Here is an 11,924-nt window from a genome sequence, read left to right on the forward strand (position 1 = left end):
GGCAACCGCTGTCAGGCGTCGCGCGGGGTATCGCGGTCCATAGGGCGGTCCATAGGGCGGTCCATAGCGCGGTCCATATCGCCGCCGGTCTCGCCGCCGCTGCTCTGCGCCGCCGCATTGGCCATCAGCATCGCCTTGTCCTCGCCCGCTTCGGCGCAGAACGCGGCCACCACGCCGACCGTCAGCGCGATCACCGACTCCGACAGCTCCAGCCCCGCGCCCGTGCGCCAGGAGGCGACAATATCGAGCGAAGGCGGATGGCTGTCGATCTCGACGACGGTCAGCGTGCCGTCCTCCAACTCGCGCCGCACCAGCACCGGCGGCACCGCGCCGATGCCGAAGCCCTCGCCGATCAGCCGCGTCATCGCCGCCACCGAATTGACGCAGCTGACGCGCGGCGTTTCCACGCCGTTCAGATGGAACAGGCTCAGGATGTCCTGATGCGGGCGCGAGTTCTTGACGAAGGTGATCACGCGTTCGCCGGCAAGATCGGCCAGCGAGCGGTACGGCCTGTCATAGGCCGAGCCCTTGGCGACGATCCAGCGGATCGGATACTTGGCCAGTTCGATATTGCGCACGGTCTCCACGCGCAGCAGATCGGTCTGGAAGATGATGTCGAGATAGCCCTTCTGCAGCTGGTCGCACAGGTTCAGCGCCGCATCGGCGGTCAGCTCGATCTCCAGCGCGGGGTAGGCCTCCATCACGCGGCGGACCACCGACGACAGCCAGGTATGGATGACCGAATCCATCGCGCCGATACGAAGGCGCCCCTCGCTGACGCGCGTGGAATCGATCGACTGGCGCAGCCGGTGCATGGTGTTGACCATGCGCTCGGCATATTCGAGCACCTGCTGGCCCTGCGGGGTCAGCGAGACGCCGCGCGAGTCGCGCAGGAACAGCTTGACGCCGAGGTCCTCCTCCAGCACGGCGATGCGGCTGGAAATCGAGGCCTGGGTGGTGAACAGTTTTTCCGCGGTCAGCCGGAAGCTTCGCAAACGGGCGACCCAGACGAACGTCTCGAGAAAGCGCAGGTTCATGTCGACAGGGGTGGGACACGGAAATGACGATGCGGCTGGCGCGAGCGAACAACGCCGGCATCGCGCGCCGCGGCGCCACGCCCGCGCACCGCAGCCGTGTCGCTCAACTTCCCTGCGTCGACGGACGTGCCGCGTCGGCGGACTCACGCACCGGATGGACCGGCGCCTTGTCGACCGGCTGTTCGGCCAGCACCTTGATGCGGCCCAGCGCCGCCTGCATTTCGTTGCCCAGCGCCTGCGGATACTCCGCACGCGGGCCGGCGGGCACGGACAGCGGGTCGAGCCACATCTGCCACGTTACCACGGCGGTGCCCGCGTCGGGACCGGGACTTACCTGCAGTCGCCCGCGCGTATGGTTGGACAGCTTGCGGTAGACGTAGGAGTACGGTCCGCGATCGACCAGCACGTCGACGACAGGCGGCCCGCCGTTCTTGCGCTCGGCACGACGGACCGTCCCAGGCGATCCGTCGCCCAGCACCACGCTGCACGAACGCAAGGCGCTGTCCCATGTGGCAATCGCGCAGTAGTCGCCGGCCTGCGCCCACACCTGCTGCGGCGTGCGATGGATCAGGATCGAGCGCTCGACCGGGACCAGTTGGGCATGGGCGGCGGGCGCCATGGTGAGCGTGACCAAGGCCGCCAGCAGCGCGCCGCGAGGACGTCGCCATGCAGGGACGAGGGAGGATTGGATGGCTGGCATGCCGGAGAAAGGATCGGTCGTCGGAGAAATGTTGATGGCCAGTGCCGAGAATTGTCGATACGCTCCGCACGTCATTCCCGCGAACGCGGGAATCCGGCGTCTTTCAACGCCACTGGGTCCCCGCCTTCGCGGGGACGACAACGTGGTCGGCGACAACGCCGTCGTGAAGATGGCGTAGCGTACCGCGAGCGGCGCGCCTTGCCATCACCGAGCCTTCGTAGGACGGGAACTTCCGCGCCGTTGTCAGCCCTGGCTGGTTTGCGGCGGTGCGATATCGACCAGCCAGCCGGGCACGATACGGTCGGGATCGCCGATCGAGGCATTGAGCTGCAGCAGGTGGTCGAGCGCCCGGCTGGTCTGCGCGACGTCGCCGCCGGGCACGGCACCCGCCCCGCCGTCGCCATCCAGCAGCGTGTCGCGATGGCTGCGCGCGATGTCCCATAGCGTGTCGCCCGGCGCCACCTGGTGGTAGCCCGCCAGCACCGAGGCCGCGCGACGCGACAGGTTGCGATGCGGGGCCTCCATCGTCGGCGCCGTGGCCTGCCGCTCGGCCAAGACGCGCGGCGCGGCGCCATGCGTGGCCTCGGCCGATGCCGCGCGATCGCGCCCGGACGACCCGAGCAGATCCGGCCACTGAAATTCCTTGTTCAGCGTGATCGCATCGATCTCGCTGACGCGAGACTTCGACAGGTCCGGCCCCTTCAGGTACCACAGCTGCGCCGGACCGACCTTGCTGCCGTACTGGCCGATCTGCAGGCGGTTGGCGGTATTCGATCCGTAGAAGCGCAGCGGGCCGATATTGGTCGCATCCATCAGCACCGGCGTGACCGGCCACGACCACGTGGCCTGCCCGTCCACATCGGTCAGCCTGCCGTTGGCGAAGTTGGTGCGCAGGATGTTGTGCTTGACGTGGCCGACGCGCAGGCTCGCCATGCCCATCTTCGACAGCCATGGCAAGCCGAAGCGATAGGCGACGCCGCCTTCGACAATATTGACGCCGTCGCGCGTGCCGACGGTGGTCTTGCCGTCGCGCGAGAACGCGAACGGCGTGGTGCTGCCGCCGACCCACAGCGACTTGATGCCGCCGATATTGAGCCACAGCGTCATCGAGTTCAGCCCGTCGCGCGAGCGGAACGTGATCTGCCAGCCGTCGATGCGCGTGGTATCCGGCAGGTTGTACTTGCGCAGCTCGCGCGGATCGCGCGAGACGTCGACCTGGCCCGTCGCGGCCGCGTAGGCCCCATGGGCCAGCGCCGCCACGCGCGCGCCGCGCTGCAAGCCGCGGCGGATCTGCGCGACGGTCAGCGTGCTGTCGCCGCTGGCGTTGGCGAGCCCGCCCTGCAGCGCGGTCGGGGCCGTCCGCTCCAGCCGCCGGCGCACCGGCCCGAGCGATACCGTGCCCAGCCGCGCATCGGCGCGCTGCTGGCGCTGCGCCCAGGCAAGCAGGCTGTCCGCGGCGCGCGGATTGGCGACTGCCAGCCGGTCGATCGCGCCGGTACCGGGCCGGAATGCCGCTCGCCTCGCCGCCAACGCTTCGCGCCGCGCATCGCGATGCCGCGCCGCGGCCTGGTTCATTGCCGCGCGCAGGTCCTGGCGATCGGCATGCCTGCCTGCGCTGGCGCGTTCGCCGCGTTGCGCGCGCCGCCATGCCTGCGTGGCCTGCTGCTCGGCCATGCGGGCTTCGGCCCGTTGCCATTCGGCGCGACGCCACTGGCGCATCGCCGCCACGCCCTCGCCGACGCGGGTCAGGCGCGGATCGGCGGCGGCCTGCCGGGCCAGGTCGCGCAACTGCACGGCCTGCGCCTGCCACGGCGAGTCGGCGCCCCCCCGCCGCGCGAGCCGTTCCATCTGGCGTGCCGCACGCTCCAGTACCCGCCGCCATGCCGCGGGATGGGTGTCGCGCAGCGCCGCCAGCGCGCCGTCCGCGGGCGGTTGGGGTCCACGACCGCGCGGCGCCGTCGCTGCCCTCGGCGCCAGACCGCCTTCGCCGAACACCGCGCGCCCCGCGCGCTCGGCATTGGTCTGCGCGAGCCGCTGCGCCTGCGCCGCGAGCGCGTGCTGGCGCGTCAGCGCGCGATGGGTCGCGGTGCCGGGCGTCGCCGTCTGCAATCGCGCCGACAGCGCGTCGGTGACCCGCGCCGCGTCGTTGGCGCTGCGCAGCGACTGCCGCCACGCGCGCAGACTGGCGGCCGCGGCCCGCCGGGTATCGCGCTTGCGCACCCGTGCCGCCGCGAGCAGCAGTTCGGCATAGGCGCGCCGGACCTCGCGCGCCGAATCGCTGCCGCGCGCCTCGGCACGGCTGGGCACAAACCCTTGCCAGCGGCGCACCGTTCCAGCCTCGCCGCCCTGGTAGCGCTCACGCACGCCGCCCGCGGCGGCGAGGCGCCGGGCGACGTCGGGCGAATGCGCAGCCACGGCATCGACGAAGGCCTGCCATGCCGCCAGCTTGGACTTGGTATTGCCGGCAGCGGCCGCCTTTGCCGCCAGCGCGCTGGCGCGCTCCTGATAGAAGATCGCGCGGCCGGCATCGAGGCGGTTCAGCGCGCCGTTGCGCGACGTCCTGTTGCCATCGGCGTGAGGACGCGCCGGGCCCGACCGCATCACCGTGGACCATGTCATGCCGTCGGCGGTACGAGCCGCCGCCGCGGTGCGCCCTTGCGGCGCGAGGCGCAGCGATGCCCGCGGCGTCAGCATGCCGAGCCGCCGCGCCTGCAGCCACAGCAGGCCGGTAGCCGCGTCGGCCATCCCCATGCGGAACCGTTGCCGCAGCGAAGCCGCCACGGCGCGTTGCCAGCGTGGCGGCAGCACCGGCATGGCGGGCGTCGCTGCGTTCGGATCGGTGGAGCGGCGCGGCGCAACCGCATGGATATCGCCTTCGATCGATGCACGAACCGGCCTGGTGCTGCCCTTGGGCACGAAGTCGAGCACGGCGTCGCGATTGACGCGCATCGCGTCGAGCGTCTTCGCGACCAATGCCGCGCCATCGGTCAGCGCGGCACGATGACCGCCGAGGCGCGTTACCAGGGCCTGTGCCTGGGCCAAGGGCGCGGTGTCGCGCGTCGGAGCGGTTTGCCGCGACGGCAGCGCGGCGCGCCATTGCGCGAGCTCGCCGCGCAAATGGCGCATCGCCTCGGCGCGCGGCGCCAGCACGTCGCCCGAGCCCTTGAAATCCCGCTGATTCGCTTCGATGCGCCGCAGCTCCTGCCGCAATCCGATGGCCAGCAGCGGATGCCAGCGGGTGGCGAGCCGCTGCGCGGCCGCGTCGAGGCGGCGCAGATCGCGGACGATCGCCTGCTGGCGCGCGGTGTCGGTCTCCCACCGCAGCCGCGCCAGTTGCGACTGCGCGCGTGCCTCGATCTGCCGCATCTGCTGGCGCATCGGCCCGGACAGCCAGCGCTGCAGCGCTTGCCCGTCCTCGAACGCCGTCTCGCGCGCCGCGCGCACCAGCTTGGCCTCGGCATCGCGCTGCTTGCCGACCGCCTGCGCCGCACCGCGGCGCCCGGCGTCGAGCCAGTTCAGCATGCCGAGCGTATCGACGCGGCTGAGCCGGTCCTGTACCGCGCGCCAGCGGGTACGGGCCACGGGATAGCTGTGCGGCGGCGTTTCCGTGCGAGGCTGGGCCGCCGAGGGGCCCGGTGTCGCCGGCGGCCGTGCCGCGCCGGCGGGATCGGCGCCCTGCCGCCTCAGCGAACCGGGAAAGCCGGCCAGGCTGGACAGCGCCGGCAGCCGCTGTGCCAGCGTGTCCTGCCATTGACCCAGGCGCATGCGTGCCGCCGCCAGCGGCGTCTGCATGGCATTGCGCAGCGGCATCGTCAGCGTCGACAGCGCCTGCGCGCCGCGGTCCAGGCCGGCCACCGTGCCGCGCCATGCCGTCGCGGCGTGGCGCGTGCCGGCGAGCGCGCCGGTGGCGCCCTGGCGGATCCAGCGGCCGCTGACCGGATTGATCATGAACTGCACGCCCCCGAGCAGCAGCTGCGTGCGCGTCGTGGCGCGCTCGCCGGGCGTCATGTTTTCCCAGTTCGACACGGCCGAGTACGCGGTATAGCCATAGGTGCCGGCGCCGACGGCGAGCGCCTGGCGCCCGCTGCGGGTGGCCTGCTGCTGCAACGCCTGCGTGCGCAGCGCCAGTTGGCTGGCCTCGTCGGTCAGGCCCCGGCTTTCGGCCACCAGCGCGCGCTGGCCGCTGCGTGCCGCGCTGACGCCGGCCACGCCCGCGCGCACGCCCAGCGCGGCGGCGAGGATGTTGAGGCCGTCGATCAGCATCTGCGGGTTCTTGTCCGGGTTCCAGCTCTGGCCATGCGAGATCTGGTCGGCGATGCTGGCCGCCGAAGTGCCCACGCCGTAGGCGGTCGCCGCCCCGGCGGCGGCCATGGCAACGGGCGCCAGCGCGCCGGCGGAGCCGACCACCAGCACCACGCCGGCGACGATGCCGACGCCGGCTGCGATCGTGTCCAGATGGGTCTTGCGGCGGAAGCTCTCCCAGCCACTCTCGATGCGTGCGTCGCCGATCTCCAGCTCGATATTGCCCTTGCTGTCCACCGTGAACTCGCCGTCGCGCGGCATCGCCAGCACGGCATCGGCGGCCGGCAGCGTATTGTTTTCGCGGTAGTCCTTCAAATCGTCGTACGCGCGCCCAGCCTCGTCGACGAAGCGCGGACCCTGGTCGGTCTCGACCTTGAACAGCATCGTGCGTACGATGCCGCGCTCTCGGCTGGCGTAGACCACCGGCAGCAGCGTCACGCGCGCATGCTCGCCGCCCTGCTCGATCAGCTGGTCGGCCACCACGTCGAGCATGTCGGCGTAGTCGTCGTCGATGCCGGCAAAGACGTCCTGCTTGCGCAGCGTTTCCATCTGCGCGTCGGCGTCGCCCGCGAGCTGCACCTCGGGCGGAATGCCGAGCGCCAGCCCCGCCATGTTGCGGGCATGGGTGCGGCCCGCCATCTCGTAGGGCCGGCCGCCATAGTCGACGTAGTGCTGGTTGATGACGCCCTGCGCCATCGCGCGCGGCTCGGAGACGAACAGCTCGTACAGCGCTGCCGGGTCCTCGCGCTCCTCCGGGGTCAGCGTCGCCGTCAGCGCGCGCGTCTCCTGCGCGGCGCCGGCCTGCGCGGCCTCCTGCACCAGTTGCTGGCGCGCGGCGTCCTCGTTGTCGAGCGCCTGCTGCAGCGGCGCCCACGTCGGCGCGTCCTGCTCGCGCAGGAACGGATGCTCCCGCTTCCATGCCTGATGCGCGTTGCGCAGGCGCTCGACGTCGTCGCTGGCCGCGCCGCTGTCGCGCTCGCTGCGATAGCGTTCGAGCTCGGCGGCGCTGGCTGACGCCGTGGCACGGGCGCTCTCCAGCGCCTCGCCGGCGGAAACCACGGTCTCGTCCTTCTCCACGTCGACGCCGAGGTCGCGCGCACGGTCTTCGGCGGTCAGGCGGGCGCCGAGCGCGGCCAGCAGCGCGCGATGGTCGGTGTCGACCTGCGCGGTGAGCCGAGTCAGTTCGGGGTCTGCGTCGGCGCCGGGGTTTTGGCCGGGGCTGGCGCCATTGGCATTGGCCGACGCATTGCCTTCGCGGCGAGCCTGCGCGATGGCCTGCGCATCGTTGTTCAGCGTCTCATAGTCGCGCCAGGCGGTATCCTCCGCCGCGATGGCCGACTGCAGCTGCGCATGCGCTTCCCAGACGCGTGCGGTCACCGGGTCCATTTCGACGCGCGATGGGCTTTGCCCCGGGAGCGACAGCGTTGTCGGCGCAGCCGGATAGCTGCCGTACAAGTTGGGAGACTGCGCCGAGAACTGGGTCGGGTACTGGACATACCATCGCCCATTCTCCTTGACGGCAACCGGCGGCGAACCGGGCGCCGCCAGCAGCGGCGCGGTGGCCGACGTGGAGCTCGTCGAGGTGGGGGATGTCGGCGGCGGGGTTGCCGTGTCTCCGCTGGCATTGCCGGCCGCTGCATCGATACCGGGCGGCAACACGGTCCATGGCGCCGGGCGCGCGGCCTCGCCGAAACTTGGCGTCAGCAGCGGCGAGGTCGACAGCGAAGGGCCCGTGCTCGGCAACGATCCCGGCGGCTGCGTGGATGGCGCGAGCGGCCCGGACGGTCCGGACGGTCCGGACGGTGCGAGCAGGCCGGCCGGCGCGGACGCCGAGAAATCGTGCGTGCGATGGGCCTCCAGCGCCAGTGCGTACTCGCCCTCCGCGGCGCGCCTCGCCTCGGTGGAAGCCAGCGCGTCGCTGCGGCCATGGGCGACCGCCTGCGCCAGCCGCGTTTCGTCGCGGCGCTCGCGCGCGGTGTCGATTTCCTGCTGCGTGGCACCCGGCCGCCGCACCGTCGCCTCATAGGTCTGCGCCGCGTTGGCGGCGGCCTCATCGGCCGTCGGCAAGGCCCGCTGCGCCGCACCGCCGTCCTTGCGCCATTCGTCGGTCCGGCCCTGCCGCAACACATCGGCCGCGTCGCCGTTGGCGTTTGCGACTGTCCCCCGCAGGTTGGCGCGCGCCTGGCTTGCCGACTCGCGCAGCGTGGCGATGCGGTCGTCGTGCGGCGCACCGGCCCCGCCCTTCTCTGGCGCGCGCAGTCCCTCAACCAGCGCCACGTCGGCCTGCTGCGAGCTGCGCAATGCCTGCAGCGCGTCGTGGTCGCCGCGGGCGGCCTGCATGCGGTCCTGGGCGTCGGCGTAGGCGATACGCGCCTTCTCGCGGGCATCGGGATTCGTCGCGCCTTCGTACGCGGTGCGGGCCTGCTCGAGGCCGGTCTGCGCCTCGCGGTATTCGGTGTCGATCTGGGCGGCACGGTCGCGCAAGGTCTTGCGCGCGGCCTGATCGTCCCTGGCCGATTGGGCTTCGGTCAGCGCGGCCTGCGCGGCCGTATTGCGCTGCTCCAGCGTCTGCCTGGCCCGCTGGACCTCGGGTGGTTCGACCAGGCACTGGTTGGCGCGCGTCTCGTCGACGCGATGCTGCTCCTCCCTGGCGGCGAGGTCGTTGGCGGCCACCTGCGCGTCCCAGGATGCCTGCGCCGCGGCCGCCTGCCGGTCCGCCACCCACCACGCATCCAGCGCCGCCCCGTAGGCGTCATCGGCCCGCTGCAGCGCCGCGGCATCGCCTTCCGAGCGGGCACGCTCGCGCGCCGCACCGGCCTGTTCCAGCTCGCGGCCCGTCCTCGCCAGCTCACGCTGCGCTGCATCGCGCTCGTAACGGCGCCATTCGGTTTCGAGCGCCACTGCCGCGCTGTCCGATTGCCGTCGGGCGGCACCGGCCGTTTCGCGCGCCTCGCTCAGTGCCTGCTGGTCGGCAGCATTCAGTTTGTTCGGATCGCTGCCCGGCGGGGCCAACGCCGTCACCGCACGGTCGGCGGCGGCCAGCGCCTCATCGGCCCGCTTGGCACTGACGTCGGCCACCGCAACCGTGTGCAGTTGCTGCGCGTCGTCGTACGCAGCCTGCGCCGTGTCGACCTTCGCCTGGGTCTGTGGCCCCGGCGCCCGCAGCGCCTCGGCTTTGGCCTCGTCGAGCGCGATGCGCTTGTCGTGCGCGTCCAGTTCGAGCGCTGCCTCGTTCAGCTCGGCCTTGCGCGTCGCCGCGGTGGCCTCCGCCGCCTCGGCCCTGGCGATATCGTCGCGCGACTGCGAACGCTCGGCGGCCTCGCGCGCGGCTTCCGCCTGCGCGCGCGCGGCCGCCTCCGCCTCCTGTGCCTGGCGCAGCCGCTCGAGCATCGCGGCAATCTGCTCCCGCATCTGCTGCAGCCGGGCCTGCAGCTCGGCCAGTTCGCGCTGTCGTTGCGCGGCCGAGTTCGACTCGGCATCGGCCGTGCCTGGTGGCGGCGCGGACGGTGCCGGCGGCGGGGGCGGCGGCGGCGGCGGGACCGTGACGGGGCGCACCGTCGAGGGACCTGACAGATCGGCGGGATAGCTCATCGTGACCTCGAAACGAAGGCCGGGCGAGGCACCATGCCGATGCGGACGCGCCCTGACCCGGGGCGCCGCCATCAAACCGCGCGTCGATGAAGGGCCCGTGACGACACGAACCCTCGTGGTGCAACGCGCCGCCGCTGCTGCGCTGCACAGCGATCTCCCTACGAGTCTCCGTAGTCCATGCCCTGCCCCGCATGTCACTGGCGCGCCGTATGCTTACGCGTTGCCCTGCAGGAGCGATCGGGCGGTAGGTGAAGAAGGGTGCGCGGTTCGCGAATCTGGCGACATCGCGTCATCGGGGAAAACCCGATATCCGCCTGGGTGCGCGGGAATGCCAGATTGGCCGGGGCCCGCGTATTGACCGAGATTTAGTGGCGATCTCAATTTTTTCTTATGAGGACCCAAGCTAAAAAATAGTTGGACGAGCCGCCCGGCGAATTTGAAGAATGCAGATGCCGGGGGACGTCCATCCATGCATGACAGGTTCCCGCAGACCGCCGCGAGTCGTCCGACTTCGCCGCGGGCAATCCGCCTGCAAGTGGGGACGCGCGCTCTGGCCCGGATCCAGCCTGTACCGACGCACCGCGACGAGACACCACGACGAGGAACGCATGGAAACGCAGATTGGCAGCATGCAGGGGGAGCAGCAAAGCCGACCGTCGAACGGCCTTTTTGCCTGGTATCGCGATATCACGCCGGGCGAGCGCCGCACGTTCTGGAGCTGCAAGGTCGGCTACGCGCTCGACGCGATGGACACGCAGTTCCTCAGCTTCGTGATTCCGACGCTGATCGCGACCTGGGGCATCACGCGCGGCGATGCGGGCTTCATCGGCACCGCGACGCTGCTGACCTCGGCCGCGGGCGGCTGGGTCGCCGGCATCCTGTCCGACCGCATCGGCCGCGTGCGCACGCTGCAGCTGACCATCGTCTGGTTTGCCTTCTTCACCTTCCTGTGCGGCCTGGCGCAGAACTACGAGCAGTTGCTGATCGCCCGCGCGCTGATGGGCTTCGGCTTCGGCGGCGAATGGACCGCGGGCGCGGTGCTGATGGGCGAGGCGATCCGCTCGCAGGACCGCGGCAAGGCCGTCGGCATGGTGCAGGCCGGGTGGGCGCTGGGCTGGGGCATGTCGGCGCTGCTGTATGCGCTGGTATTCAGCATCCTGCCGCCCGAGACCGCCTGGCGCGCGCTGTTCCTGATCGGCCTGCTGCCTGCGGTGTTCGTGATCTTCCTGCGGCGCCTGGTCAAGGAGCCCGAGGTCTATGCCGAGCACAAGGCCAGGGAGGCCGCCTCCGCCGAAAAGACGTCGTTTGCCGCGATCTTCTCGCCGAAGCTGCTGTCGATCACGCTGCGCGCCGCGCTGCTGACGACGGGCGCGCAAGGCGGCTACTACGCGATCACGACCTGGCTGCCGACCTTCCTGAAGACCGAGCGCGGATTGACGGTGCTCGGCACCGGCGGCTATCTGGCGATGGTGATCGTCGGCTCGTACCTGGGCTATATCACCAGCGCCTACCTGACCGACCGCATTGGCCGCAAGCGCAATTTCATGCTGTTCGCGCTGTGCTCGATGGCGATCGCGCTGATCTACACGCAGATCCCGGTCAACGACACCGTGATGCTGATCCTCGGTTTCCCGCTGGGCTTCTTCGCCTCCGGCATCTTCGCCGGCATGGGGGCCTTCCTGACCGAGCTGTTCCCCACCAGCGTGCGCGGTTCGGGCCAAGGCTTCTGCTACAACGTGGGCCGCGCGATCGGTGCGCTGTTCCCCTTCCTGATCGGCCATGTCAGCCAAAGCATGCCGCTGGGACAGACGATCGGCGTGTTCGCCGCCGGCGCCTACGGCGTGCTGATCGTCGCCGCGCTGACCCTGCCGGAAACGCGCGGCAAGACGCTGGAAGCATGAGCGATCCGGGAACCCATGCGCGCGGCGATAACCCTTCAGGGCCTAAGGAAAGTGGCGTATATACAACATCGTCGCCGCATCGCATCAACCGGCCGCAGGCCTTGCCGTATCGCCGTTCGCGGGCATCGCGACGGATGGCAATGCGGCCCCGCATCGCACGGCTGGAATGCGCGTTCGATGTCATGACATCTTGGCTTGCAATAATTTGGCCGGCGCCGGATGGCAGCAGCAGCCACCGCTGGCGCCATCACGGTTTCGCACCACCACAGCATCGATATCGATAGCGATAGCGGCCGCGCAACGCGCGGCACGCACAACACCGGGCACGCCGCACCGCGGCGCCATCCGGGTTTTCCGACGGGAATGGGTCAGCAGTATGTTGGGCTTTGCCTG

General features: G+C 71.0%; 4 protein-coding genes. 1 reads left to right on the forward strand and 3 read right to left on the reverse strand.

Going from position 1 to position 11,924, the window contains the following annotated elements:
• Positions 1-11: 11 nt before the first annotated feature.
• The 3 genes from FOB47_RS06145 to FOB47_RS06155 form a co-directional block, all read right to left on the reverse strand.
• A complete protein-coding gene (locus FOB47_RS06145) occupies positions 12-1,037 on the reverse strand; it encodes a LysR family transcriptional regulator (RefSeq protein ID WP_244959170.1) in 1,026 nt (341 codons plus the stop codon).
• Positions 1,038-1,140: 103 nt separating this feature from the next.
• Complete coding sequence (locus FOB47_RS06150) at positions 1,141-1,656, reverse strand: SRPBCC family protein (RefSeq protein ID WP_174780300.1); 516 nt, start codon at positions 1,654-1,656, stop codon at positions 1,141-1,143.
• 324 nt (positions 1,657-1,980) lie between these two features.
• Positions 1,981-9,630 (reverse strand): LWXIA domain-containing protein, encoded by a 7,650-nt coding sequence (locus FOB47_RS06155; RefSeq protein ID WP_174780301.1) that lies wholly within the window; start codon positions 9,628-9,630, stop codon positions 1,981-1,983.
• 608 nt (positions 9,631-10,238) lie between these two features.
• Between FOB47_RS06155 and FOB47_RS06160 the strand changes: the two genes are divergently transcribed.
• Positions 10,239-11,531, forward strand: coding sequence for an MFS transporter (locus FOB47_RS06160; RefSeq protein WP_174780302.1), 1,293 nt, complete (start codon positions 10,239-10,241; stop codon positions 11,529-11,531).
• The last annotated feature ends 393 nt before the right edge of the window (positions 11,532-11,924 follow it).

It is taken from the genome of Cupriavidus gilardii, assembly GCF_013347325.1.
GTDB classification, from domain to species: domain Bacteria; phylum Pseudomonadota; class Gammaproteobacteria; order Burkholderiales; family Burkholderiaceae; genus Cupriavidus; species Cupriavidus gilardii.

What these genes read in the sequence shown, in the direction of transcription:
- FOB47_RS06145 (WP_244959170.1), bottom strand. Translation starts at nt 1,037, where the DNA reads ATGAACCTGCGCTTTCTCGAGACGTTCGTCTGGGTCGCCCGTTTGCGA.
- FOB47_RS06155 (WP_174780301.1), bottom strand. Translation starts at nt 9,630, where the DNA reads ATGAGCTATCCCGCCGATCTGTCAGGTCCCTCGACGGTGCGCCCCGTC.
- FOB47_RS06150 (WP_174780300.1), bottom strand. Translation starts at nt 1,656, where the DNA reads ATGGCGCCCGCCGCCCATGCCCAACTGGTCCCGGTCGAGCGCTCGATC.
- FOB47_RS06160 (WP_174780302.1), top strand. Translation starts at nt 10,239, where the DNA reads ATGGAAACGCAGATTGGCAGCATGCAGGGGGAGCAGCAAAGCCGACCG.